Origin of the sequence: Shewanella sp. SP1S2-4 (genome assembly GCF_031932075.1) — a bacterium.
GTDB lineage: Bacteria > Pseudomonadota > Gammaproteobacteria > Enterobacterales > Shewanellaceae > Shewanella > Shewanella baltica.
The window spans coordinates 35,193-60,708 of the sequence record NZ_JAUOET010000005.1 but is presented as its reverse complement, the minus strand read 5'-3'; the positions used below and the strand labels follow the sequence as shown (position 1 = coordinate 60,708).

The following is a 25,516-nucleotide window of genomic DNA, read 5'->3' as shown; positions in this document are numbered from 1 at the left end:
ATTACATGTCAGAGACGGTCACTCCTTCCGCCAGTACAGTAACCCCCGCCAGTGTAGCGCTGGGTGTTAGCAACTTTACGTTTATGGCTGAGCTGCTTAGCGCAGCCAATTCTAGCGCTAATACCGCGAATGCCAAGGTAGGCAAGGAGGCCAATCTCTTTAGCCGACATTGCGCCGAAATACTGGCCCGCGCCCAAAGCGCCGAGGCCAATATTAAAAGCGACCCACGTATTGCAGGCTTTTATGCCCGTAACGCGCTGGAGCTAATGGTTGAAACCGTGTTTGATATCGACAACTGGCTAAAACGGCCGCGCCATGATGCGACCTTAATGTCGCTTATCCATGACCAAGGCTTTAAAGATAACCTTGCCAGTAACTTATTCCCCAAGCTTAAACTCATCATAAAAATCGGTAACGAGGCGGTGCACGGCAAAAGTACCCCACCACAACGGGATGCGTTGCAAGCGGTCAAAGAGCTGCACCATGTACTGTATTGGTTTATGCGCACTTATACGCCAACGCTCGATAAAACCCGCTTTACCATCGCGCCCTTTGATGAAGCCCTAGTACCGCAAAAGCTCGCCATTGATGCGGGCTTGGTCACTAAAGCCATCAGCAGTATTAAGCGGGTGCAAGAGCTTGAAAAACAGCTCGCCGAAAGTGACAGCATTAAGCGTGAAGACTATCAAAAGCAGCTGAGTGAAAATACCGCGTTAAAAGCGCAGAACGAAACTTTGCTTGCGCAAATTGCCAAGGCCAAGCAAACGGCCGATAGCACGCAGGACAGCCATGACTATAACGAAGTCGAAACCCGTGATTACCTGATAGATGCGCTGCTAGATGAGGCGGGCTGGCCGCTTAAAGCTAAGCGCGACCGCGAATATCCCGTGTCCACCATGCCAATCTCGGAGGCTAATCCACTGGGCAATGGTGCTGTCGATTATGTGCTCTGGGGCGATGATGGCACTGCGCTGGCAGTCGTCGAAGCTAAGCGCACCAGTCGCCGCCCAGAAGACGGCCAACAGCAAGCCAAGCTGTATGCCGATTGTTTAGCGCGTCAATGCGGTGTGCGGCCGATTATTTTTTACAGCAACGGTTACGAAACGTATTTGTGGGATGATGCCTTTTACCCGCCGCGCAAAGTACAAGGTTTTTATACCCACGATGAATTGGCGCTAATGATTAAGCGCCGCAGTGACAGGGTGGCGTTTTTTAATGACGATAAGGGTAAAGGCAAAAAACTGACTACCCAGATCAATGAGGATATTACCAACCGTCATTATCAAAAAGCGGCGATTACCCATATTTTGCAGCACTTTGAGCTTGAACATCAACGCAAGGCGCTACTGGTGATGGCAACGGGTACGGGTAAAACCCGTACTGTGATAAGTCTGGTCGATTTGTTGGTTAAAAATAACTGGGTGAAAAACGTGTTGTTTTTGGCCGATCGCAATGCGTTGTTATCTCAAGCAAAAAAGAACTTTGTTAAACTTTTACCCCGTGTCAGTTGCGCCATATTAAGTTCTGGCCAGAGCAAAGACAGCATCGACAGCCGCTTGTATTTTGCCACTTATCCCACCATGAAAAACCTGCTCGACCGTGGCGCGAAAGAGCGCCCCTTTGGTGTCGGCCATTTTGATTTAATCATTGTCGATGAAGCGCATCGCTCGGTATATGCCAAGTATCGGCAAATTTTTGAGTATTTTGACGGCCTGTTAGTAGGCTTAACCGCCACCCCGAAAGATGAGGTTGAAAAGGATACCTACGGCATTTTTGACTTACAAAAAGGCATGCCCACCTATGCCTATGAAGACGGCAGCGCCTATGCCGAAAAATACTTAGTGCCACCGACTAAGATTTCGGTCGCGACGCAGTTTTTGCGTGATGGGGTGAAGTACCAAGCATTATCGGATGAGGAAAAACAGGAATGGGAAAGTAAACCCGAGCTTGAGGGCCGCGATGAGGTTTTGCCGTCTGAATTAAATAAATTCCTGTTCAATGAAGATACCGCCGAGAAGATGTTTGCCCAGCTGATGAGTAAAGAGCCGCTTGGGGGCATTCATGTGGAAGGTGGCGATGTGATAGGTAAAACCATCATCTTTGCGGCCAACAATGATCATGCGGTATTCCTTGAAAAAATGTTTAACAAAAACTACCCCAAATGGGCAGGAAAGCTGGCGCGGGTGATCACCTTTAAAGAAACCTATGCCCAAAGTTTGATCGATGAGTTTGGCGGCGATGAAAACGAGCGCAAAGACTTTGATCCGAAGAATCCCACCTGCCGAATTGCGATATCGGTGGATATGCTTGACACAGGTATTGATGTGCCTGAAGTAGTCAATTTAGTGTTTTTTAAAGTGGTTCGCTCTAAGGTCAAATTTACTCAGATGGTTGGCCGAGGCACCCGTTTATGCCCCAATTTATTTGGCCCAGGTGATGACAAAACCACTTTTAAAATATTCGATTATTGCCAAAACTTTGAGTTTTTTGACGCCAACCCTGAAGGTTTACCCGTCGGCATTACAAAACCAGTTATGCAGCAAGTGTTTGAAAAGCGGGTACAATTAAGTACCTTGCTCAATGCCCGCTTGCTCGATGAAACCTACCGCGATAAATACCCCGAAGATTGCGAGCTACTGCGGGGCTTAAACAACTATCAACTGGATATGCTGCATCATCAAGTAACGGGCATGAACCTTGATAATTTTATTGTGAGGCCCAAACGTCAGAAGGTTGAACCGTTTTTGGAACGCGGTTTTTGGGATCATATTGATGATGCAAAATTTACTGAGCTTGAAAGCCATGTCTCGGCGCTCCCCACAGAAGCCGACGCTTTTAATCAGGATGAGCAGGTTAATAATTTATCCAATCGTTTTGACAATCTGATGTTAACCATGCAGTTAGCCTTACTTGAAAAAGGCATGCTGCCAGAACTGAGTCGGCAACGAGTGATGGAAATCGCCCAGCAACTTGAGGCCAAGTCCACCATCCCTGCCGTACAAGCGCAGTTACAGTTAATTCAAGACATTCAAGTGCATGAGTTTTGGCAAGATATTCATGTAACGACATTAGAAGATATTCGTAAGCGCTTGCGTAACCTAATGTTTGCCTTGGATAAAGATAAAAAAGAGGTGGTATACACCCAATTTGTGGATGAAGTACAAGGTGTACATGACGTAACAGCCGTGTATCAAAATCCTACGATGGATTTAGCCCAATACCGCAAGAAAATTGAGCTGTATATTCAAGATCATCAAGATCAACTGACCATTCAAAAACTCAAGCGCAATAAACCCATTACCCAAGCCGACTTAGATGTTCTTGACGGTTTACTGTTAGACGCCAGTGGCATGAGTGATGTTGATGCCTATCGCCACCAAATACTACAAGAAAAGCCATTAGGCACCTTTATTCGGCAATTGGTGGGCATGGACTTGAATGCCGCTAAGGAAGCCTTCAGCAGCTTCTTAGATGAAGGGATATATAACGCCGAACAAATTAACTTTGTAAACCAAGTTATTGATTACTTAGTTAATAATGGTGTGCTAGATATGGCGCATATATTCGAGCCGCCTTTTACTGACTACCACGGCGAAAGCGCCTACGGCTTTTTTGATGAAGGCAAAGTGGTCGAGCTGTTTGGGGTGATACGAGCGGTGAATGCCAATGCAATGGTGACGACTGAACAACCAATGACGGCTTAAAGATAATGCTGATATGGAAAATACTTAAGGATAAATGCTAGCCGTGGAATATCTATATGAATACATTGATGATCTACTAAGGTTGCAGTCAAGAGCCGTTGAAAAATATAACCACAAAGGAGTTCTTGGTGACGCTCGTGAAGAGTTTATTCATTCTGAAATCAGGTCAAGAATTGATAACTTAGCTAATAGACTTCATAAAGGAGAGGTTTACTTTAAAGATCAAGAGTTTGGCCAACATGACATTATTCTGCGAAAAAGAGGTACTCTGAATAGCTCTCTTGGTCGTCAGATACGGATAAGTTCAGAAGAATGTGCAGCTATAATTGAAGTTAAAACAAACGCAAAGTTAACCGAAATAAGCGATTTTGAAGAAAAATCAAAAAAATTAAAACAAAGAATGCCTAATCTTGTTTGTGGCATGTTCTGCTACAAAATTAGTGGTAAAACAAGTACCGTTCTCGAGCGTTCAGGTTTAAAGTTTGATCGAGAGTATCAAATATTTGAACAAGATTCATCCAAAAAAATTTATGATTATATTGACTTCATCCTTTGCTTGGATGATAACGTGGAAGTTAATGGCATTGATCGTCATAAGGCAGATATCACATATTCCAAGGGTTTTTTCTTAAAGAAAGAAAACAATAAATACCAACTTTTTCACTCAGCTCCATTTTCAAAAATGTTTTTTCAAGAGTTAAAAAGAGCTGATGAGTTGAATTAAAACTTGCACTATTAAAAAATATTATAGGAGAAGGATTTCATGGGAAAAAGTGCACATATGTTTATTTCCTCAAACGAAAAAAAGGAAACACTTAATAAACGAGTTACGCTATTAGATGAACAAATTGACTATGCTCGCTCGAAAAAAGATCATCTACTTCAATATTTAAAGAGTGAGTTATCAAATAGTCTTGGCGTAAAAGTAAGATACAGCCTCCAAGGATCGTATCCGAATCATACTCTAATTCGTCCTGTTAGAATGGATGAAGATTTTGATATTGATGCTGGTGTTTATTTAATGTTCAATGCTGAGTCTCAAGGTATTCGGGCAAGTGATGCTAAATCAATTTTTCGTTCTGTGTTGACGCGCTATTGTAGTGCTAATAATGATGCAAAGTTAGCTGATTCAAAGCCGAACTGTGAGAGAGTTTGCTTTCCAGGCAACTTTCATATTGATCTTCCGCTATATTATTTTGATAAAGAGACTGAAACTTGTCGCTTAGCAACAGAAACGTTAGGTTGGATAGACAGTGATCCGAAATCTTTGCAAGACTGGTTCGACAAAAAAATAAGTACTTATCCAGCAGAAAAAAAAGCACGCTTAAGAAGATGTATTAAAAACATTAAGACTTGGGCTGCACTTCGAGCAGTTAAGCTTCCATCGATTGCAATCACTGTTTTCATAGCCAATAAATTTGATGACTTTGAGCAAGATGACGATGTATTTATAAAAAATTCAGCCAACCTACTCCACTTTTTAAAAGAAAATAATAAAATTCTTAGTCCAATAAATGGCGATGACTTAATCGGTGGTACTGATAAAGATAAAGCAAGACTAAGTGAACAACTAGCACTTTTACTAGATAGCCTAATTCAGGCTAACAACTGTAAATCAGCAATGGAAGCACATCCATCTTGGTCAACTATTTTTGAACATATATACCCACCTTTTGCAGAAGTAGAAGAGTTAGCGAATGTTACTAACCTTCCAGCACTTACTACTGTACCAAGTATAAATATTCGGAAAAAAGACCGAGATAATAGGTTCTTAGAAGACTCATCCGGTGACATTATTCACGGATTTCTAGGTGAACATTTAGATTTCTCTATCGCTAATACCAATAGCTATCCGACCAACTCAACGGTAAAGTGGATGGTTAGAAACAAAGAAAAAGAAGTATCAATCGCCAATGACTTAGGTCATTTTAGATCATTCAAACTTAGTGATGTTTGTGAAGAACATTGTGGGTATAGAGGCACTCACTATATGGAGTGTGTAATTGAATCCAATGGTCAAATTTTAGGTGCTAAATCGATAAAAGTTATAGTGAGTTCTATTGAAAGGCCTTTGAGGAATCCTCCTCGACAAAGTTATGGTCCAAAAAGGTAAGCTATTATGTGGAAGGTGCTCCCTAAACTTGGGTTAATCAAAGCTCTAGCATTTATATTCTCAATTTTACTATTATCAGTCATCCTATGCTTATTAGGAGGGGTCGATTTCTTAGTAACCTTACGTTTTGATAATTTACTCGAAATATCTACATATTCCAGTGGTGTATCATTACTTTTTGTGTTAATCATTTGGCTACTTGCTAAATGGGGGTGGAAGTCAGTATGGTATATTCCAAAATTAGATGGAATTTTAAATGAGAAAGTATGTCCAAATTTAAACGGTAAGTGGACTGGATGTGTTGTTTCAAGCTTTAAAGATGAAGAAGGTAATTCCAAAACAAAAACCGTTGAAATGGTCATTAAAGCCGACTTTATTGGTTTTGAAATAAAATTAAAGTCAACAGATAACTACCAGCGTAGTACTGTCATTCAAAGTGAAATATACAAAGATCCGAGAGATGGTAATTTCTATGTTTCGTATATTTTTGAATCTGTTATTGATAATCCATTACCAACGGATGATAGTAAATTCGATGGTGCTGCAAAGTTAGTTGTTCGCTTTGAAAATAATAATATTTTTCTTGTCGGTACCTATTGGACAAATAGAGCTTGGCAACGAGGTGAAAATACAGCCGGAACTATTTCTCTGATGCTTGAAAACTAACGCTTAATTAATCGAGCTAACTCCGCTTTCTCTTCCTCAGTCATCTTTTCAAGCAAGCACAGTAACTCTGCTGTGCTTTCTGACTCACAAAAAAAATACGCGACAGGCACACCTAACTCATTGGCCATAGCCTTTAAGGTCTTGTAGTCAGGCGTGTGTTTACCTTTCTCATACTGATTCATACGCGCACTGGCGCTACCAACCTCCATACCTAGCTGAATACCAAGCTGTTTTTGACTAATTCCCTTAGCAGTGCGAGCTTGTTTAAGCCTAAGAGGTAATGGATTGATGATTTTATCTGCCACAGCTTCAACATGATTTGTCCTTTGATAACTCAGATTGTCTTAGTTTTTTCACTTAAGGTATACTAAGGAATCCTTAGCTTTTTAGGGCTTGTTGTCAAGATTTAATCTGAGCTAAGTAATATCAAGTTACCTATCAATGAAGGTTCTGTTGATTTAAGCGTAACAAAATGTCATGGAGTGGCTCGTTAAGCATTGAAATTAAAAACTATTGGTAAAAACCGTGGCTATAAAATTAATCCGTATAAATGAAATTTTGTTTAGTATTATCATTGCCGTAGAGCTTGAAAAATTCACTATTACTCAGATAAAAAACTTGATAATAGAGGCAAATTCTTCAGTATCGCCAAAAGATATAGATCAGCTGGTGCGTCGTGCTTGTGCAAAGCTGGTCAATGTTGGATTTTTGGAGAAAAGAAACCAGGGGAATAAGCACGTTTATTATAAAACAGCACTGTTCGATAAATCACAGCTAGTACCCAGCAACGCGCGAGTCAAAGCAATAGCGATCACATCTTCAAACTCACAAGAACTAACACGCCTTAAGACTACACTCAACCAATATCAAGTTGATTTACTTGGATACATTGGGGAAGCGGAAGAGTTTAAACGTCTCATTGAAGAGATCCCCAATTCGAAACCCAGGCTTTATCCAAGATACATGAATGCTCGTAATCAAAGTTCAACATTGATGGGGAAGATTAAAGCTGTAGAGTCATGCCTTAACGACCTCAAAGGCCTATGACGGTGAAGTTAAGACAATGGCAAAGCCAATGCGTTGATGCGGCGTTGGTACGATACCAAACTCAAAGTCACTTTATGTGTTTAGCCACGCCAGGTGCTGGTAAAACTATTATGGCTGCAGAACTAGCTGCAAGACTGATTGCTATGGGGAAAATTGATTTTGTGCTGTGCTTCTCTCCATCATCAGAGGTGAATGACAGCATTCGCTCAACCTTTTCAAAGCGTCTGAACAAGCGATTTGACGGGCTAATGGGTGCAATTGGTAGTGTCTATACCTATCAGTTCATGCCCTCCTTAACTGAGGCGTTTTGGCAGCTCTTACGAACGCATAAAGTGTTTGTGATCATGGATGAAGTTCATCATCTAAAGGGCAATCTTCTTAGTAATGCCAATGCATGGGGAGAAGAGGTACTACTAAACATTCAATATCATGCGGCATATACGTTAGCGCTTTCTGGTACACCTTGGCGCTCAGACAAGGCCCCTATTGTGCTTTCACGATTCACTGAACCAGATAATACAATCCACTGTGATTTTAGCTATGGATTAAAGCAGGCAATTGCGGATAACGTCTGTCGTCAGCCTAATATCGTTTTAATTGATAACAACAAAATCAAACTAGAAATTGATCAAGAGATTGAGACATTTGCATCTATAGCTGAGCTCTTGTTAGATCCAAGATACAGTTATCAGGCGTTAATTAATCATCATCAAATAATGCATTATATGTTGAATCAAAGCGTTAAAAAATTAACTGAAATACGCCTGAGTAACCCGAATGCCGGCGGTTTAGTTGTTGCGGCGTCAATTAAGCATGCTAAACGATTACTCCAAATACTTGTCTCTGATCTTAAACAAAGTGCGTGCATCGTGACATCTAGCTCAAAGAATCCTTCCTGTATTATTGATGGATTTCGACAAAGTCACACCCAGTGGATTGTTAGTGTGGGGATGATTTCTGAAGGTACAGATATCCCTCGGCTGCAAGTATGTTGTCATTTGAGCCGAATAAAAACTGAAATGCATTACCGACAAGTCCTAGGTCGAATATTAAGGGTTAATTCAAATGACGCTCAACAAGCTTGGTTATTCACGTTAGCAGAATCAAGCCTGACAGAGTTTGCTTATAGAATTGACCAAGATTTACCAGAGCAATCTGTGGTTATCGAGCAGACTGGCTCACAGGATTTAGACATAGAGTTACCGCAATTAACATCAAGTGAAGCTACTCAAGGGAATATAGGTAATGAGTTACATGTGGATCTGTCAGGTTTTTCATTATCCAATACTAATGGACATGCTAGCGCTTCACATAAGTCAGCCATTGACGAAGAGAACTCTTACAATTTGGCATTGCTAGGTTCATATAAAGAGCAAATCGTCAGAATGTTTGATAATTATTTACTCAGTAGCTGAGCTAAGGTTTGTGGTTTAGAAAATACTCTAGCAATCAGCATGTCTTCTGCTGACATTGCATTTGAGTTATACCTAGAATGCTCAAAAACTTCAGAAATCAGAATATCCTCTATTGGTTGAGTAAATGGATTATTTGAGACTGTCCCTGATGTTCGATTGAAAAGTGTTGTATAAGCGTCAGCAAAATGTTGATTTTCTAGCGTGTTAGCACCTGCGAGTAGCGCATTCTTCAATGCTTCTAAAAGAAAGTGTTTTAGAATCCTATTTTCACCTCTACAGGCTGCAAATAAGGGAATTGCCACATGCTTGTCTTCCAGCTTGGGAGGCTCCTCAAAGGGCATGTACTTAGCTAAACCCATCAGATATTGGCGGTAATACTTGCTGTCTTTTTGAAGACTAAAATATTCAAGTTTTCTTCTTCTCACTAAGCGAGATGACCACTGTGGTTCTTCTGCAATTTGTTCGGCCCAAGGCATACCGACTAACACAATAGGAACTCTGGCTTCTTCACTTATATACTTGAACGCATTTGCAATCAGCTGTCTCTCTTGAACTGTTTTGAACTCGATTAATTCTTGAAACTCATTAATGATAAGCAGCTCAACTTTGGCTTTAACCAAGTTATCAACCAGTTTTTTCCTCAAGTCAGTGGCATAGCCATGCTTCTTTCTTTGATGGCTTCCAAACAGTTTAAGATCCATCAACATCTGAGTTAGTGTTGCATCTAATCCTTTGCCACTAGATATACGGCTAACTAGAACTGGTATAGATTCACGTCCGTAATTTTGGCTAGCTAATACTTGTTTTTTATAGTGGCTGATTAGATGGCTTTTGCCTACTCCGGTATCTCCCGTTAAGAGCATACATTGCTGATCTGATTGAAAAGTTCGATTAAACCTTAGTTCATCAAAATCATTGAAAATGGTTATCAGCTGAGGATGCATGACAATACAGTCGCTAAATTTACCCAGTTGTTCAATTTGAGTAGGACTTAATGTCTTCATTCAAAAGCCTCTAAATCGTCGTCCCAGTTTTCGAAAATATGGATTTGTTTAGCTGCTGATTTACTAGGTAAAAGTAAGCTCTGATCATCACTTTTCATTTTTATCGTATTTTGGCCTGTGCTACTCACATCAGCCAACTGAGCCTGTTTCTTAACCGCTGTAATTTTTGCTTTGGTTTTGGATGCTATAAATGCTTCTTGCTCTTGTTTAACTCGAGCATGAATAGCCATACGCGCTTTAGCTAATCCCAAATCATCCTTCCCTTCCCGAATAATCTCACGATTAATTTTCTTAATCACTTTATGCTCATGAAGGCTCAAACCGTGGGTATAATCACTATTATCAGTACAGGGGACTTTAAGATAACCGCCTAATTCCTCGAGGTAAACATGGATACTCGATAGATCATCAGGGTCGACTTTAATGATTTTTTTGATGGTTTCTTTGGTTTGTGGGTAATGCTTTCTGTAATCGGCCAAAGCAGTAGAGTCATACATTAACTCTTCAAATTTAAAACCGTTTCTGGTTAATGTTCGCTCACCTGAAATACCCATCAGCACAGTAAACCGTTGTTCGTCCTCTGTACTCATCTTTAGTGGCGGGTAAATATCAAAGCCACGCTGCCACTGTTTTATAGGAATTCGTGTTTCACGTGAGTCTGATTCTTGATGATAAATATCAACAATCCAGCGATGGAATTCTTCAACAAAAGTAGAAAAGCGCATAATGGCGTCTTTTTCAGGTTTATAGTCTTCTTTTGCTAGGATATTCGAGAAGGTTTTACCTGGTATTTCGGCTAAAAAGCATTCGTTAATCATCCCGAAAAAACGTTCTACAAAAGGCTTTAACCAAGGTTTACGAACTGGGTTATATTGAATGTTTATTCCTGCCTCTTTACAGGCATGCTCTAAACTTTTCGACCAAAATTCAGCTCCATTATCCACAACTAGGTTTTCAAATTTACCATAGCAAGGCCACTCATTTTGAAGCTCTATATCAAGACCTTCAAGTGATTTAGGTTTTATTGCATGTACGATTGCCTTGGCAGCTGAAACATATGAAGGCGACCGATAGCTTAAGTGAAACCCCAAAACACAACCGCTGAAAACATCAACAATCAAAGTTAAATAAGGTCTGCCAATTGGGATAGATAATTCATCGTCAATCAGGATTAGATCTAGTGGAGTATGATCGATTTCTACCCGTTCTAATATTCGCGTTGGGGGAATATGGGATGAGCAATATGCAAACCATTGATCTGCTTTAAATTTACCATGCCGCGCTACTGCAACAGGATAAGGAGGTAATGACTTTATTCTTTGGTTAAAGCTTTTATAAGAAATGATAGGAATTTGTCCATCAACAATGCTCTCATTTTCAATTGTGATGGCGTCTCTATAGTATTGATATGCTGTAGATACTCTAGGTCTTTTGGCATCTAGAAAACGAGTTAGTGCTTGCTCAAAAAAAACTTCATCCCCCTTAACTCGACTTGTTCTATTACCCATTTTGTGTCGCTTAACGACTAATGATGCAAGGTCACCATCACTTTCAATGTAGGTTTTACGCCAACGGACTAACGTTCGCCAGTTAGGCCGCTTGTCCATGGCTGTAGTAAAAAGAACATCAAGAATTGGATCTAGATTTTTTTGAGTCCATCCACCAGAAATTTTTTTGTCTATGAAGACAATGAGTTGATATTTGTTTAACGCATTGTCTCTTAAAAATTCAGGGAAGGTATCTAAGTCTCTTTTGACTAATGCTGTATCTTCTAACTTCACATATTGAATGGGGGTATCTGGTTTTTTAACTAATTCAGACTCACTAAATTCATCCTCAAAATCCATCATTCAATGCACCATACCGCTGGATTACAACCAAGATCATCCTGGCTTAAGTTCGCCTTAAGCAATCCTTTATGCATAAGGGAATACAAGTGTGAACGGATTTCCCCTAATGCTAATGATTGCTTTGCAGCCACATCGTTAACACTAATTTTCCCTGTTTTTTTTATAAGATTGAGCAGTTCAACTTGAATGTCGCTCAAGCCGTAAACTCCCGAATATCGATGCAAAATTTTAAGATTATTTAGAATCGGGTTTACACGGATTTGACGTTCAGTGACCAAGATAAGATCTGCACCTAAAGACTGAGCAGCCGCTTTCTTTGCTAGAAATCTAGCCCTAAAGATTGGATCGAATGTTTTGCTATAAGGTTTATATTCATGGAACTTTACTGTCCCATCAAAAAACTGAATTATCGCATCAGGAGTATAGGGCAATCTTTTGCCCTCAAAAGCGTAATAGAACCCTTCAGGCTGGCTACCAAACACCTCTATACAATCATTGTATTCATGATGAAAGCACGCATCAAACTCCAATGAACTTTCACACATTATCGTTTCGCTAACTTTTGCGCTAGCGAATTTAAATACGTTTTTGTTCGGTGATGGTTTGCGTAAGCTTCTTATGTACATGAGTTAAATTCGCACAAATAATGTACATTTAGTGTACTAAGATACAAATATTTGTCAAACTATGGGTTATTTTAAAGCCAAGATACTGATATTAAAGAAAATAGCTTCTGTATTGTAATTACAAAAGCCATTTTTATGTCATTGAATGAGTTAAATTTGTCAAGCTATGGGTACATTATGTCAATGTATGGGTTCAGCGACAAACTTGTTGGCTATAGATCTAATATTTCAGTGTCATGATTTCATTGCCGATTTTATATAGACATCGAAGCGGTTTTTCTTCGTTTCGATAATCATACTGGGCTTAACGCCAGCGAGGTCTTCGGCATAATCGGGGCGCTTCACCACTACACGCTTACTGGCTAGGGCCATGGCGGGGGCGAGCAAACCATCGGCGTCTAAATCGGCGCCAACTAAAGATTGGAATACACGCATTTCCTTTTTAACGAGGGCCGATTTATCGCGGTGGGGATACATAGGGTCGAGGTACACCACATCCACCTCTAGTGCCAATTTCGATAGGGCTTCGAGGCTCGAACCATGAAACAGGCGCATCCGCTCACGCATCCAATCGCCGATTTCAGCATCTTGATAGGCGCGGCGCAGGCCGTCTTCAAGCAATGCCGCAACCACAGGATGACGTTCAACCATAGTTACAGTGCAACCAAGGCTTGCAAGCACAAACGCATCACGCCCTAAACCCGCAGTGCCATCAACCACACTCGGTGTAACCCCTTGCTTTAATCCCACGGCTTTAGCGATGGATTGGCCACGACCACCACCAAACTTACGTCTATGGGCGACGGCGCCAGTCACAAAGTCCACCACTATGCCATCGAGCTTAGGCTCATCGCGTTTATGCAGTGATAAAGTATCTGATTCAAAACGCAATTCGAAGGTCGCATTCGCATCGTAGACGAGTTGCCAACGTGCACAAATATCCACAAGTGTTGGGTATTGCTGATTGAAAAAAATCGGGGTCACAGGCTGTCTTCTAACCAACGAAAATGATGGCCATTATGCCTAAAAATCTCGTTTATGAATATGCCAGTCAGCAAATCACATCAGCAAACTCATCACTGTCTTAGTCAATTTGTCGCAGTGCACCCTTAAGGATTCAAACAAGCATCACACTGTAATCCACTGATTTATAAAGATAGTAATCTATTTGTATAACAATTAAGTGATTTATGTTATATGTTATATCCCCAGTCAACCTGCGTGACTTCCGTATGGGATAAGGACTCTTTTTGCTTCAATGGCTGAAAGGTTTTTTGTTTATTAGGGATCAAGACTTTTTAAATCCTGATAGAACAATACTAAAAACCAGCTTATTGCGGATTATTCTGCTCAGTGGCGCAATGTTGACCACTAGCATAGTGCTGCATAGCTCTTTAATTGCGTATGAATTAAACCTCGCTTTCATTATCAGCATTACGGTCAGCTTTCTAACTGTACTGTTCTTGGCGTTATGGTTTACCCGCAAATATTTACTCGCCAGCTCAATTAGCCTGCTGGCCATGGTGATTGCCGCCTGTATTTCTATACTCTTGTTTATTCCAGACTTTAACTTATCCCAGGCAGGGATTACCTTCTTATATACCTTGCCCTTAATGGCGCTTTTTCTATTTGGCAGAAAAGTAGCCGTTATTCTGATGTTTTTTAATGTATTGCCTTTTCTACTGCTACTGCGTAACCAAAATATTCCCCCGATTATTGATATTGATATCAGTCTGCCTGCGACCCACGCTTATCTGAATGGCTTGCTGTTTGTCTTTTTTAATATCTGTATTCCCTTGTCGGCGATGCGCCTGCTAAAAACCCAGAAAGTCCATGCGCAGCAAATGATCCAGCATCAAAATGATCTGCAACGTACCTTAGATCAATATGCTGAAATCTTTGAAAATAATGGTACCGCGTCCTTCTTCTGTAATGAGGACGGCGTGATCCTCAACCTGAATAATGCGGCCAAAGAAATCGCCGGAGAGGTCACACTAAACCGCACTCGCCTATGTGACATTTTTGAACTTACCGAAGATACCAGCACAAATTTACTGGCGGCCGCGTTTCCGACCCATTTAAAGAACAATAACAGTATTAAATATCTGCTGCAGAAAGCCTCATTAGAGCACCATGACACTTTGTTGTTTCACTGCCACGATGTCACAGAACAGGCAAACCATGCGATTGAACTAAGCCGACTTAAAAAGTACCATATCAGCACACATTTCTATGATTTAGTGACCGGATTACCCAACGAGAATCACTGGTATAACCCAGCCCCAAGTACGATCCATTTGGATATGACAGTCGCCTTAGTCAAAATTGATAATCTGAGTCAAATCAATGCGGCATTCGGTATCAGCGTCGGGGATGCCATCCTAAAAGGCTTTGCGACTGAACTCAAAAATCGCTTTGGGCATCACGCAAAAATATACCGGTTTAGGGGAGCCTCATTTGCGCTTGAGTTTACCAGCCTGCCGCTGATCTCCCCCGAAAACCTCGCGCAGCAATTACGCGAGCGTATTCCAACACACCTGCAGCTTAAGCAAGAACAACAGATTGAATATCATCTCGAGTGCCGAGTCGGTTGCAGTTCGGGCAATAAAGCCTCACCGCAGCAAGCCGCAGAGCAATGTTTAATTGCCATTAAGCAAACCACCCAAGCTAGCCCAGTCATGGTGTATTACATTGGTTTGATTAATAATCTTCTCGAAGCCTCATCGCAGAAAGCTAAAATTCGCGACGCATTGAAACACAATCGTCTGGAAATGTGGCTACAGCCTAAAGTAAGGGCAGATGGCCACATTATTAGCTTTGAAGCGCTGGCAAGAATGTTCGATGAAGACGGCACTATGATTATGCCGAACACGTTTATTCCCATCATAGAGTCATCCCAATTACAGGCGATTTTTGCGATAAAAGTCTTCAGGCAATTACTACAACTGATCCGTTCTTGGCCGAAAAATGTGCCTCTGGTCAGGATAGCCTTCAACTTATCTGGGCAAGATATTTTATCGGATCGCTTCTTTAAAGTGTTGATCCAAACCTATATGAATCACCCCGAACTCATCCCATTATTAGAGATTGAAATCACGGAAACCTCAGTATTTTCAACCCATAAAGAAACGGGCCGACGCCTAAACACCTTAGCTCGCATGGGAGTATCTATCGCCATTGACGATTTTGGTACTGGCCATGCGTCATTAAGCCAACTCATTGATATCAGTGCCGACACGATTAAAATCGACCGCTGCTTTGTCAGTCAAATGGGCATTAGTGAACGCCATACCCAAATTGTCAACGCCGCCATCCTGTTAGCCAAGAGCTTAAAACTCAACGTCATTGCCGAAGGTATCGAAACCGAAGCCCAGTTATTGCAACTCACGGCGTTAGGATGTGAACAATTTCAAGGCTATCTATTCGGTAAACCCGCACCCGCGAATCTATGGCTGAAAACCTTTCAAATGCAAACGCCCACACACTGGTTCGCCAATAAAAAGAGCGCCAACTGAGGCATTAAATTTACGCCTACAAGCATCGCAGGTATAATTGGCGTCAGGCATTTGCCTCTCTTTGCTTTGTTTGCAAATTACTAGGATCCCCCATGTTAAGTTACCGCCATGGTTATCATGCTGGCAATTATGCCGATGTGTTGAAACACGCCATCTTGCTTCAAACCTTGCAGCTGATGCACAAGAAAGACAAACCACTCGTGTATATCGATACCCATGCGGGTGCAGGTGGTTATGCTTTAAGCGATGAATTTGCACAAAAAACCGGTGAATACCTCGAAGGTGTAGCTAAGCTTTGGGATAAAACTGATCTGCCGCAATCGCTGCAGGACTATGTCGCCGCCGTGCGTCATTTTAATGAAGAAAATCCTGACGAACTCAACTTCTACCCAGGTTCGCCTGCCATTATAGACATGGAATTGGGGCCTAAAGATCGCATGGTGCTGCACGAGCTGCACAGCACTGATTATGTGTTGCTGGACGATTATTTCTGCGAAGACAGGCAAGTAAAAGTGATCAAAGGTGATGGCTTAAAAGGCCTTATCGCCGCAGTGCCACCATTAGAGCGCCGCGCTCTGGTGCTCGTCGATCCTAGCTACGAGATGAAAACCGACTATCAAGATGTAGCCGAAACCCTGATTAAAGCGCATAAACGTTTTGCTACGGGCGTGTTTATGCTTTGGTATCCCGTGGTAAATCGCGCTCAGACCGAAGGCATGTTATCGCGCCTCGCCAGCAGTGGTATTAAACGTCAGCTGAGAATTGAGCAGGCGATTAAACCCGATTCGGATGAGTTTGGCATGACAGCGGCAGGGTTATGGATCATCAATCCGCCTTGGCAGTTAGATGAAATCGCAACCGAATTAATGGATTACTTAGGTAAGACGCTCGGACAAGCGGACGGTAATATCACAGTAAAATGGGAAGTCGGCGAATAACCTTCTACTCAAATGGCGGTGATGATCTCAGGTTTTCGCCGCTTGATTTTAGTTCACAAAGCCTACAGCTAAACGCCCTTCTGCTCGCGATAACGCTTTAATAGAATTTTCACCCGCTCAACATAGGCTTGAGTTTCAGGATAGGGTGGAATGCCATTGTACTGCACCACAGTTGTCGGCCCCGCATTGTAGGCCGCGCAAGCCAAGGCCACATCCCCGTTAAACTGTTTTAGCATTTGCGCCAGATACTTACTGCCACCTAAGATATTTTCTTCGGGTAAAAACGCGTTTGCCACACCCATTTCTTTAGCCGTTTCAGGCATTAATTGCATCAATCCCATAGCGCCAGTACGCGACAATGCACGCGCATTGAAGGCTGATTCTGCGTGAATCACGGCGCGGATCAAGGCGGGGTCGAGTTGATGTTTATGGGCAGCACGGGTGATCAGGGCATCGTAATTGGCGGTAAATAAACGGATACCATTCCAATCTATAGTCGAGTCGGGGCGACAGGCAAAACAGTCATACAACAGAATTTGATATGGGTTATTGGCAGGGGCTTTGTCGGTAAATACAGTGACACCATTGGCTTGTTGGTATTGATAAATCTTGAGTTTTTCTAAGCCTTCACGGCTGACTATGCCGCTCTCTGAATATCTGGCAACGATACGCGGCTTAGCTTTAACGCTCGCCTCCTCCGCGTTTACACTCATCATCAGACTCGATATCAGCGATAAACACAGACCCAACACGGCAAGGCTGCGAGGCGATAAAAAGGCCGCTGCCATCAGTGTACGAGTCGGTACCGAGCGAGTGAGCAACATCAAAGTCCCGTGTGCTGATTAAGTTTAAGTACTTCAATAATAGCAAAGAGTTGCTTCATCTCTCGGTTTATCTGACTAAATTCTGCTGAAAAGGTCGCACCATTAAAAATGGACTGCATTTGAAAACGCGTTCTGCGATTTGGCAGGAACATAATCAACTTGTTGCGAAAGAAAGCGCATTGAATATTTCCACCAAAATGCTTGGCAAGTTCCTGTAAGCGCTCCATAAATGCCGTATTGAGCAAATAGCGAGACTCAACTTGATCCGTTGAAAACACATCGAACTCTTTTTCGAATTGCGGATCTTCAAGTTTCACTCGCACCAGTCCAGCATGGCTGTCAGACAATAAATTCGCTAAACCACCGCGATCCCTCAGCACCACAGTGTGGCCGATAAACGCTTTATGGCTACTCAGCTCAACCACTAAGCCACTAAACTGGGTTTCGGTGCGGGTAACGGTTCTGCGCCTATTGGTGCTGGCATCCAGCTCTTCGACTTGCACATTTTTGGTCAAGGTGAGTTCATTTACAGTTAGCTCAACGCCTTTATAGCGGCCTTGAATATAGTCACCGAAACTGACTTTATCGTATTGCGGCAATACCTTAGCCGCAACGAGTCGATTCATATCGAGGCGCATTTCGCGGCTATAAACAAAATCATCTCCGAAATATTTAAACATCAGTGGATAAATATCCCGTTGAACCAGATGTTTAAAATCTCGAGTCGGCGCAAAGCTCCACCAGCTCAACCCAACTAAAGCAAGCAAGGGTAAAGGAGGAAAATAAGCAACGCCGCGGTAATAGCCAATCACAGTCAGCAAGGTCAGCCCAAGTACTATCATCAAACTCAAATATAAACGTTTGCGCGCCGCCTTAAGGCAGGCCACGCGCTTAGTTTCATATTTACGACTAATGGGGGCTAGGTGTTCTTCGTAATACGCTTCGAGTTGAGGAAGTTCATCCAAATCCGCAGACAAACCAACATGACCCCGATAAGTTTGAATCGGGCTACCTAAAATGAAGGTTAAAATATTCATATTGATATCATAGTATTGCAGGGTGATAGCTCACCCTGCACAGCTAGGCTTACAAGTATTCCGCCGCATCTATGGGCGCTTTTGCCGCTTCGCTCACTTCATAAAAAGGCATTACTTTAATACTCGCCATTGAAGCGATAATCGAGCCAGGGAAGATTTCAACAGCAGTATTAAGCTCTGACACTGCCGAATTATAGAAACGTCTCGCAGCGGAGATATGCGCTTCGACTTCGTTATAGGTCTGCATCGCCTGCAGCATAGTGTTGTCGGACTTGAGCTCAGGATAGTTCTCCACATTCACCATCAAGGCGCCCATTTTGTCGTTCAACTGCTCAGCCTGAACTAAATGCTCTTTAACGGCACTCGGATCAGCCTTGTTATAATTACGGCTAAGCTGAGTACGTAATTCGGTGATTTCAGTGAGCAACGACTTTTCATGATCCATAAATCGTTTAGCGATTTTTAGAATATTGGGCACAAGATCGGCACGCTTAGTAAGTTGTACATCAATACCTGACAGGGCCTCGAGTGCGGTATTGCGCTTTTTGACTAAGCTGACGTACCAAAGATAGGTCACGATAAAAATCAGCGTTAATCCCAATAACAATTTTTCCATCTTCCATCCTTAGGTTTCTTATTCTTGTTAACAGGATACAGCTAATCATAAATGAGCGGAAATTTCACCTATGGCACAGATTAAGTCGATGAAATTATTCGCTGGTCAGAGCTGGCGACAGTAGAAGCAGTTATCTAGAGCTTCGACCACCAGCAAAATCCCACTTTAGGCCATAATCTTTGTTCATGTGAATTAAAAAGCACTATAAAAATAGAAATTTAACGATATTCAGCTCCGATACAGCAAACAAGGTCTATAGTGTATTGGCACAACATTAGAGCATCCAATTTTGCTCGTGAATACTGGACTCCTCGAGAGTCCATTTTTTTATCCTATTTTTTCCTAACCGCTTCAATATCGCTCATCGCAACATTTAAGTTTCAATTAAAACTTAACAATCATACTTTCCGGCTAATTTTTTAACTTTTACCTTAGCTTTCACCCAGAGTATTTGCAGCCAGAGTCATCCCCTCAGCCACGTCATCGGCCGTCGGCAACGCCTCGCGCCAGTTCTAGGGTAAAAGATAGTGCGCTGCGCAAAGGTCGACATAAAGGAAGTACGATGAGTTTTAATTCCGGTGATATCCCCCCAAAAAAGGCTCCTGAGCCAAATCCACAACATGGCGATATCAGCACCAGTGGTTGGTTTGTGCGTTTTCTCAATATTGTTGAACGCTTAGGTAATCTTCTTCCCCACCCAATCACCCTTTTCGCACTGTTCTGTGTTGCTGTGGTCATTATTTCAGGCATCGCGGGTTACTTTGGTTTAACCGTTGTCGACCCAAGGCCCGTTGGCTCCCATGGCCGCAGTGCAGACGGGTTAATTCATGTGGTTAGCCTAATGAACGCCGAAGGCTTGCGGATGATAGTGTCGCATTTGGTGACTAACTTTACCGGATTTACACCGCTTGGCACTGTGCTCGTCGCACTTCTTGGCGTCGGGATTGCTGAGCGTTCTGGCTTATTATCCGCCGCTATGCGTGCATTAGTCATGGGCGCCTCAAAGCGATTGGTTACTGTGACCATAGTCTTTGCCGGCATTATGTCTAACACAGCCGCCGAGCTTGGCTATGTGGTGCTTATCCCTATGGCAGCGATGATTTTCCATTCCCTAGGTCGCCATCCTCTGGCGGGTTTGGCTGCAGCTTTTGCAGGGGTTTCAGGAGGCTATAGTGCTAACTTGTTACTGGGTACTGTCGATCCCTTATTATCTGGCATAACCGAAGCAGCTGCGCGCATGATAGATCCTGAGTACAACGTCGGCCCAGAAGTGAACTGGTACTTCATGTTTGTTTCCACCTTTGTGATCACTTTCCTCGGCGCCTTTGTTACCGAGAAAATCGTCGAGCCTAAGTTAGGCAAATACCAAGGTGAAGATGCGGATGAAACCGTACTGCAATCAATGGAGAGCGTTAGTGCGATTGAAAAGCGTGGCTTAAAATGGGCAGGGTTATCTATGTTAGTGCTCGCCGTTATCCTAGCGCTTTCAGTCGTCCCCGAAGGTGCACCGCTGCGTCATCCAGAAACTGGCCTTATCTCAGGTTCGCCCTTCCTCAAGGGTATAGTCGCCTTCATCTTTATTTGTTTTGCCATACCGGGCTTTATTTACGGCAAAGTCGTGGGCAGCATCAAAAATGATAAAGATGTCATCAATGCCATGTCCCACAGCATGAGCACTATGGGCATGTACATCGTACTCGTCTTCTTCGCCGCGCAGTTTGTCGCCTTCTTCAACTGGAGTAATTTAGGTGCGGTACTCGCAGTGTTAGGGGCTGATGGGCTGCAATCCATAGGTCTGACTGGCCCTATTGTGTTCCTGTTCTTTATTATGCTTTGCGGCTTTATCAACTTGATGCTCGGCAGCGCCTCGGCACAGTGGGCCATTACCGCTCCGATTTTTGTGCCTATGCTGATGCTGGTCGGCTATGCGCCCGAAACAATTCAAGCGGCATACCGTATTGGGGACTCAGTGACTAACTTAGTCACACCTATGATGAGCTACTTTGGTTTGATATTAGCGGTCGCCTGTCGTTACCAGAAAAACCTCGGTATAGGCACGCTGATCGCCACTATGCTGCCGTACACCCTGGTGTTTTTCGTGGGTTGGACAGCGTTCTTCTTCCTGTGGGTATTTGGTTTTGGTCTGCCCGTCGGGCCGGGCGCTGCAACTTACTACACGCCTTAATCGCAATAAAAAGGGCGTCGATGATCAAGTCGACGCCCTTACTTTATCGGGTTGATCCACTAAAACCCGTAGATTTAGTCGTATAGCCATTCCATTAACAGACTGCAGATCATCAAAAAAATACCGAGATTAAACACATAGGTTTGCAGTGTGGATTTTTCTGGCGTGTCTTTGGCTTGCGACACGATTTGGCTTACTGGCATAAAAAAGAATTGCGGTGCTAATCCCATTCCCACAAATAACACGGCAGCACCGACGCAGCGGGTTAACTCGGGCACTGCAAGCGACTCTAAATAAAACGCATAAACGCCATAGGCCAAAAACGCCAGCGCTATGGTATAGCATATCATTCCCACGATAAGTTGCTTAGTTGCAAGATTACCCCACGAAAACACCATGTCACCCCTACACTCAGCTTAACCAGAACTATTGATGCTATTGGGCGCGCAGTTTATCTCGCTTACGATTAATCAGCACCCACGCAAACCAACCAAATAAAATACCGCCAATGGGATAAATATAGAGCGCTCTTTGCAGTTCCGCCCAGAATGGATCGCCCGAGATAAAATAATGGATTAAGGCGACCACGAGGGACGTCAGCATACCCCAATAAAGTGCGCCAAAGACTAAAATAAAGTACCACTTACCCTTTGCAAGTAGTGCATCTAGTTTTTGCAATTGCAATGCTGCATCATCCATGTATCCTCCTCTTAACGGCCTAAGCGCAATATGCCAGAACTCGCGCACAGTGCCTATCCATCTTTATAACTAACAGCATTAAAATAACAAAAAGCCCCGCTATTGCAGGGCTTTAGTTTAGAAACGACTGAGCTTATTCAGCTGAGCTTGGCTTCTCTTCTTTAGCTTTCTTCTCACGCTTACTGAAGATACGCTCCACTATCACGAAGAATAATGGTACGAAGAAAATACCTAGGAAGGTCGAGCTCATCATACCGCCAAGTACCGCAGTACCAATGGCGTTTTGGCTACCAGAACCCACACCCGAGCTAATGGCTAATGGCACTACACCTAAACCAAAGGCGAGAGACGTCATCAAAATAGGGCGCAAACGTACACGTACCGCATGCAGGGTCGCCTCGACTAAGCCAGAACCTTTCTCGTAGAACTCTTTCGCAAATTCCACAATCAAGATGGCATTCTTAGTTGCCAAACCTACTGTGGTTAACAGTCCTACTTGGAAGAATACGTCGTTTGGCAAGCCGCGACCGTTCATTGCAATCAAGGCACCGATGATCCCGAGTGGCACCACAAGCACAACGGCAAACGGCACCGACCAGCTCTCATAGAGTGCAGCCAGTACGAGGAATACCACTAAGATCGACAAGGCATACAGCGCAGGCGCTTGGTTACCCGATAGACGCTCTTCGTACGATAAGCCGTTCCACTCAACACCAAAACCAGGAGGAAGCTGCTTAGCAAGGTCTTCCATGATTTCCATCGCCGCGCCGGTACTGAACCCAGGAGCCGTAGCACCCTGAATGTTCATAGACGGTAAGCCGTTAAAGCGCTCTAGACGTGGGGAACCGTATTCCCATGTACCCGTCGCAAAGGCTGAGAATGGCACCATGTCGCCCTTGTTATTGCGCACATACCAAGTGTCTAAGTCTCCTGGTTGCATACGATACTGGGCATCACCTTGCACATACACTTTCTTCACGCGGCCGCGGTCGATAAAGTCGTTCACATAAGAACCACCCCAAGCCGTCGCAAGCACGCTGTTCACATTGGTGATTTCAATGCCTAACGCGCTTAACTTAGCGTGATCTACATGTAATTGATAAATCGGCGCATCTTCTTGGCCATTAGGACGCACGCCCACCAGATTTGGATTCTGTGCCGCCATGCCCAGTAGTTGGTTACGTGCCGCCACTAACTTCTCGTGACCTTGGCCGTTCTTATCCTGCAAGTACATGTCGAAACCGTTCGCCGTACCCAACTCGATAACCGCAGGCGGTACGAAGGCGAAAACTAAGGCATCTTTCATCTGGCCGAACACACCCATGGCACGACCCGCAATAGACTTAACATCCATGCCTGGCGCTTCACGCTCAGACCAATCCTTCAAGCCAACGAAAGCGATACCCATGTTTTGCCCTTGACCCGCAAAACTGAAGCCCGCCACGCTAAATACCGATCTCACGCCTTCTTCAGCCATAAAGTGATCAGACACTTTCTCCAATACTTTTAGGGTGCTTTCTTGGGTTGAGTTAGTCGGCAAAATCGCTTGGGTAAACAAAATACCTTGGTCTTCGTCTGGCAAGAAGGCGGTAGGCATACGGATGAAGATCCAACCCACTGCAATCACCAGCACAACATAAATCGTCATCACTCTGAAGCTGCGTTTGATGATACCGGCTACGCTCGATTCATAACGATTAGTCAGCTTATCGAAAGTACGGTTAAACCAACCGAAGAAGCCTGTTTCTATGTGACCATGGCCCTTCTTGACTGGCTTTAACATAGTCGCACACAGTGCTGGCGTTAAAATCAACGCCACCAGAACAGACAGCGCCATCGCAGAGACGATAGTGATAGAGAACTGACGGTAAATCACACCCGTTGAACCTGACATAAATGCCATAGGTACAAACACAGCAGATAGGGTCAGACCAATACCGACTAAGGCACCGGTAATTTGATCCATCGACTTACGCGTCGCTTCGAGTGGACTTAAGCCCTCTTCGGACATCACCCGCTCGACGTTTTCCACCACCACAATCGCATCGTCCACCAGCAAACCGATGGCGAGCACCATAGCGAACATGGTTAGGGTGTTAATCGAGAAACCCGCCATCGATAGAATCGCAAAGGTACCCAGCAATACCACAGGCACTGCAATAGTCGGGATCAAGGTTGCACGGAAGTTTTGCAGGAAGAGGTACATGATAACGAACACAAGTACGATAGCTTCAAGCAAGGTATGCACCACACCTTCGATAGATTGCTCAACGAAAGGCGTTGTATCGTATGGATAAACAACTTCTAATCCCTGCGGGAAGAAGGGCTTCATCTCATCGATTTTTTCACGGACTGCTGATGCTGTATCCAGCGCGTTAGCACCCGTTGCCAGTTTAATCGCTAACCCTGTTGCAGGTTGGCCATTATACAGTGACACCACGGCATAACTTTCAGAACCTAACTCAACTCGCGCCACATCACCGAGGAAGACATTTGCACCTGAAATATCCGATTTAAGGATAATCTTGCGGAATTCTTCAGCCGTTTGTAAACGACTTTGCGCCGATACGGTCGCGTTCAGCTCTTGGCCAGCCACAGATGGCGCGCCACCTAACTGTCCAGCGGAGACTTGAGCGTTTTGAGAACGAATCGCCGCAATAACATCTAAGCTAGTTAAGTTATATTGAGTCAACTTCAACGGATCTAGCCATATACGCATCGCATATTGGGCACCGAACAGCTGAATTTCACCTACACCAGGAACACGGCTCATAGGATCTTGGATGTTCGCACCAACATAGTCGGCGATATCGCCCTTATCTAACGAACCATCAGTCGATACGAAGCCTAATACCATTAAGAAGCCAGAACTCGACTTGTTAACGTTAACCCCTTGCGCCTGCACTTCTTGCGGTAACAGGGTCATAGCGCCCTGCAACTTGTTCTGTACTTGAACCTGTGCAATATCCGGATCGGCTTCAGCGTTAAAGGTTAAAGTGATCTCAGCATTACCAAAACTGTCACTGGCTGAGGCGATATAACGGAGATGATCGATACCCGTCATACGTTGCTCAATCACCTGAGTCACAGAATCTTCAACGATCTTAGCGGAAGCGCCAGGATAGTTAGCACTGATCACTACGGTCGGTGGTGCAATGTTAGGATATTGAGACACTGGCAGCGAGCGGATCGAGAGGATCCCCGCCAGCATAATAATCAAGGCGATCACCCACGCAAAGATGGGGCGATCAATAAAAAAACGTGCCATAGCTATGCC

20 protein-coding genes are annotated in these 25,516 nt (G+C 43.5%); 9 read left to right on the top strand and 11 right to left on the bottom strand.

Annotation, left to right across the window (positions count from 1 at the left end):
* Positions 1–5: 5 nt before the first annotated feature.
* The 4 genes from Q4Q52_RS07385 to Q4Q52_RS07370 are packed head-to-tail and all read left to right on the top strand — an operon-like array spanning position 6 to position 6,483.
* Positions 6–3,704, top strand: coding sequence for a DEAD/DEAH box helicase family protein (locus tag Q4Q52_RS07385; RefSeq protein ID WP_311990227.1), 3,699 nt, complete (start codon positions 6–8; stop codon positions 3,702–3,704).
* A 43-nt stretch (positions 3,705–3,747) separates the two neighbouring features.
* Positions 3,748–4,428 (top strand): DUF6602 domain-containing protein, encoded by a 681-nt coding sequence (locus Q4Q52_RS07380; RefSeq protein WP_224021285.1) that lies wholly within the window; start codon positions 3,748–3,750, stop codon positions 4,426–4,428.
* Between the two features lie 39 nt (positions 4,429–4,467).
* The gene (locus tag Q4Q52_RS07375) at positions 4,468–5,817 is read left to right on the top strand and encodes a cyclic GMP-AMP synthase DncV-like nucleotidyltransferase (RefSeq protein WP_311990226.1); all 1,350 of its coding nucleotides are present in this window, start codon (positions 4,468–4,470) and stop codon (positions 5,815–5,817) included.
* A gap of 6 nt (positions 5,818–5,823) precedes the next feature.
* Positions 5,824–6,483, top strand: coding sequence for a hypothetical protein (locus tag Q4Q52_RS07370; protein ID WP_311990225.1), 660 nt, complete (start codon positions 5,824–5,826; stop codon positions 6,481–6,483).
* Here the strand turns inward: Q4Q52_RS07370 and Q4Q52_RS07365 are convergent.
* Positions 6,480–6,788, bottom strand: coding sequence for a helix-turn-helix transcriptional regulator (locus Q4Q52_RS07365; protein ID WP_311990224.1), 309 nt, complete (start codon positions 6,786–6,788; stop codon positions 6,480–6,482). The two genes, Q4Q52_RS07370 and Q4Q52_RS07365, sit on opposite strands and share 4 nt — an antisense overlap.
* 220 nt (positions 6,789–7,008) lie before the next feature.
* Here Q4Q52_RS07365 and Q4Q52_RS07360 point away from each other — a divergent pair, with 220 nt between their 5' ends.
* Positions 7,009–7,530 (top strand): hypothetical protein, encoded by a 522-nt coding sequence (locus Q4Q52_RS07360; RefSeq protein WP_311990223.1) that lies wholly within the window; start codon positions 7,009–7,011, stop codon positions 7,528–7,530.
* 2 nt (positions 7,531–7,532) lie between these two features.
* On the top strand, positions 7,533–8,945 hold the full coding sequence (locus tag Q4Q52_RS07355; protein ID WP_311990222.1) for a DEAD/DEAH box helicase family protein: 1,413 nt from the start codon (positions 7,533–7,535) through the stop codon (positions 8,943–8,945).
* On the opposite strand, the gene Q4Q52_RS07350 is transcribed toward Q4Q52_RS07355, so the two are convergent.
* The 4 genes from Q4Q52_RS07350 to Q4Q52_RS07335 all read right to left on the bottom strand — a co-directional run bounded on the left by Q4Q52_RS07350 (position 8,927) and on the right by Q4Q52_RS07335 (position 13,409).
* Positions 8,927–9,949 carry a TniB family NTP-binding protein gene (locus Q4Q52_RS07350; RefSeq protein ID WP_311990221.1) on the bottom strand — a complete coding sequence of 341 codons (1,023 nt, stop codon included), beginning with the start codon at positions 9,947–9,949 and terminating at the stop codon, positions 8,927–8,929. The two genes, Q4Q52_RS07355 and Q4Q52_RS07350, sit on opposite strands and share 19 nt — an antisense overlap.
* A complete protein-coding gene (locus Q4Q52_RS07345) occupies positions 9,946–11,799 on the bottom strand; it encodes a Mu transposase C-terminal domain-containing protein (protein WP_311990220.1) in 1,854 nt (617 codons plus the stop codon). Before Q4Q52_RS07345 ends, Q4Q52_RS07350 begins: the two co-directional genes overlap by 4 nt.
* Positions 11,796–12,344 carry a TnsA endonuclease N-terminal domain-containing protein gene (locus Q4Q52_RS07340; protein WP_311990219.1) on the bottom strand — a complete coding sequence of 183 codons (549 nt, stop codon included), beginning with the start codon at positions 12,342–12,344 and terminating at the stop codon, positions 11,796–11,798. The genes Q4Q52_RS07345 and Q4Q52_RS07340 overlap by 4 nt, the downstream gene beginning before the upstream one ends.
* Positions 12,345–12,659: 315 nt before the next feature.
* On the bottom strand, positions 12,660–13,409 hold the full coding sequence (locus Q4Q52_RS07335; RefSeq protein WP_311905450.1) for a class I SAM-dependent methyltransferase: 750 nt from the start codon (positions 13,407–13,409) through the stop codon (positions 12,660–12,662).
* A gap of 266 nt (positions 13,410–13,675) precedes the next feature.
* Between Q4Q52_RS07335 and Q4Q52_RS07330 the strand changes: the two genes are divergently transcribed.
* Both Q4Q52_RS07330 and Q4Q52_RS07325 read left to right on the top strand, forming a co-directional pair.
* Positions 13,676–15,940, top strand: coding sequence for a bifunctional diguanylate cyclase/phosphodiesterase (locus Q4Q52_RS07330; protein ID WP_311990218.1), 2,265 nt, complete (start codon positions 13,676–13,678; stop codon positions 15,938–15,940).
* Positions 15,941–16,032: 92 nt separating this feature from the next.
* Entirely contained in the window at positions 16,033–16,878 is an 846-nt protein-coding gene (locus Q4Q52_RS07325) for a 23S rRNA (adenine(2030)-N(6))-methyltransferase RlmJ (protein WP_006079458.1), read from the top strand.
* A gap of 68 nt (positions 16,879–16,946) precedes the next feature.
* Here the strand turns inward: Q4Q52_RS07325 and Q4Q52_RS07320 are convergent, their stop codons facing one another.
* The 3 genes from Q4Q52_RS07320 to Q4Q52_RS07310 are packed head-to-tail and all read right to left on the bottom strand — an operon-like array spanning position 16,947 to position 19,355.
* Complete coding sequence (locus Q4Q52_RS07320) at positions 16,947–17,702, bottom strand: lytic transglycosylase domain-containing protein (RefSeq protein WP_311990217.1); 756 nt, start codon at positions 17,700–17,702, stop codon at positions 16,947–16,949.
* On the bottom strand, positions 17,702–18,739 hold the full coding sequence (locus tag Q4Q52_RS07315; RefSeq protein ID WP_311990216.1) for a DUF3137 domain-containing protein: 1,038 nt from the start codon (positions 18,737–18,739) through the stop codon (positions 17,702–17,704). The genes Q4Q52_RS07320 and Q4Q52_RS07315 overlap by 1 nt, the downstream gene beginning before the upstream one ends.
* 49 nt (positions 18,740–18,788) lie before the next feature.
* Positions 18,789–19,355: a LemA family protein gene (locus Q4Q52_RS07310; protein WP_259582100.1), complete on the bottom strand. Its 567-nt coding sequence runs from the start codon at positions 19,353–19,355 to the stop codon at positions 18,789–18,791.
* Between the two features lie 562 nt (positions 19,356–19,917).
* On the opposite strand from Q4Q52_RS07310, the gene Q4Q52_RS07305 reads away from it, so the two are divergent.
* On the top strand, positions 19,918–21,540 hold the full coding sequence (locus Q4Q52_RS07305) for an AbgT family transporter (protein WP_106648966.1): 1,623 nt from the start codon (positions 19,918–19,920) through the stop codon (positions 21,538–21,540).
* A 74-nt stretch (positions 21,541–21,614) separates the two neighbouring features.
* On the opposite strand, the gene Q4Q52_RS07300 is transcribed toward Q4Q52_RS07305, so the two are convergent.
* The 3 genes from Q4Q52_RS07300 to Q4Q52_RS07290 form a co-directional block, all read right to left on the bottom strand.
* Positions 21,615–21,938, bottom strand: coding sequence for a hypothetical protein (locus tag Q4Q52_RS07300; protein WP_261272301.1), 324 nt, complete (start codon positions 21,936–21,938; stop codon positions 21,615–21,617).
* A 37-nt stretch (positions 21,939–21,975) separates the two neighbouring features.
* Positions 21,976–22,239, bottom strand: coding sequence for a hypothetical protein (locus Q4Q52_RS07295; protein WP_311990215.1), 264 nt, complete (start codon positions 22,237–22,239; stop codon positions 21,976–21,978).
* 133 nt (positions 22,240–22,372) lie between these two features.
* The gene (locus Q4Q52_RS07290; protein WP_220591494.1) at positions 22,373–25,507 is read right to left on the bottom strand and encodes an efflux RND transporter permease subunit; all 3,135 of its coding nucleotides are present in this window, start codon (positions 25,505–25,507) and stop codon (positions 22,373–22,375) included.
* Between the last annotated feature and the right edge of the window lie 9 nt (positions 25,508–25,516).

What these genes read in the sequence shown, in the direction of transcription:
- Q4Q52_RS07325 (WP_006079458.1), top strand. Translation starts at nt 16,033, where the DNA reads ATGTTAAGTTACCGCCATGGTTATCATGCTGGCAATTATGCCGATGTG.
- Q4Q52_RS07290 (WP_220591494.1), bottom strand. Translation starts at nt 25,507, where the DNA reads ATGGCACGTTTTTTTATTGATCGCCCCATCTTTGCGTGGGTGATCGCC.
- Q4Q52_RS07340 (WP_311990219.1), bottom strand. Translation starts at nt 12,344, where the DNA reads ATGTGTGAAAGTTCATTGGAGTTTGATGCGTGCTTTCATCATGAATAC.
- Q4Q52_RS07350 (WP_311990221.1), bottom strand. Translation starts at nt 9,949, where the DNA reads ATGAAGACATTAAGTCCTACTCAAATTGAACAACTGGGTAAATTTAGC.
- Q4Q52_RS07320 (WP_311990217.1), bottom strand. Translation starts at nt 17,702, where the DNA reads ATGTTGCTCACTCGCTCGGTACCGACTCGTACACTGATGGCAGCGGCC.
- Q4Q52_RS07385 (WP_311990227.1), top strand. Translation starts at nt 6, where the DNA reads ATGTCAGAGACGGTCACTCCTTCCGCCAGTACAGTAACCCCCGCCAGT.
- Q4Q52_RS07305 (WP_106648966.1), top strand. Translation starts at nt 19,918, where the DNA reads ATGAGTTTTAATTCCGGTGATATCCCCCCAAAAAAGGCTCCTGAGCCA.
- Q4Q52_RS07310 (WP_259582100.1), bottom strand. Translation starts at nt 19,355, where the DNA reads ATGGAAAAATTGTTATTGGGATTAACGCTGATTTTTATCGTGACCTAT.
- Q4Q52_RS07375 (WP_311990226.1), top strand. Translation starts at nt 4,468, where the DNA reads ATGGGAAAAAGTGCACATATGTTTATTTCCTCAAACGAAAAAAAGGAA.
- Q4Q52_RS07315 (WP_311990216.1), bottom strand. Translation starts at nt 18,739, where the DNA reads ATGAATATTTTAACCTTCATTTTAGGTAGCCCGATTCAAACTTATCGG.
- Q4Q52_RS07295 (WP_311990215.1), bottom strand. Translation starts at nt 22,239, where the DNA reads ATGGATGATGCAGCATTGCAATTGCAAAAACTAGATGCACTACTTGCA.
- Q4Q52_RS07370 (WP_311990225.1), top strand. Translation starts at nt 5,824, where the DNA reads ATGTGGAAGGTGCTCCCTAAACTTGGGTTAATCAAAGCTCTAGCATTT.
- Q4Q52_RS07300 (WP_261272301.1), bottom strand. Translation starts at nt 21,938, where the DNA reads ATGGTGTTTTCGTGGGGTAATCTTGCAACTAAGCAACTTATCGTGGGA.
- Q4Q52_RS07345 (WP_311990220.1), bottom strand. Translation starts at nt 11,799, where the DNA reads ATGATGGATTTTGAGGATGAATTTAGTGAGTCTGAATTAGTTAAAAAA.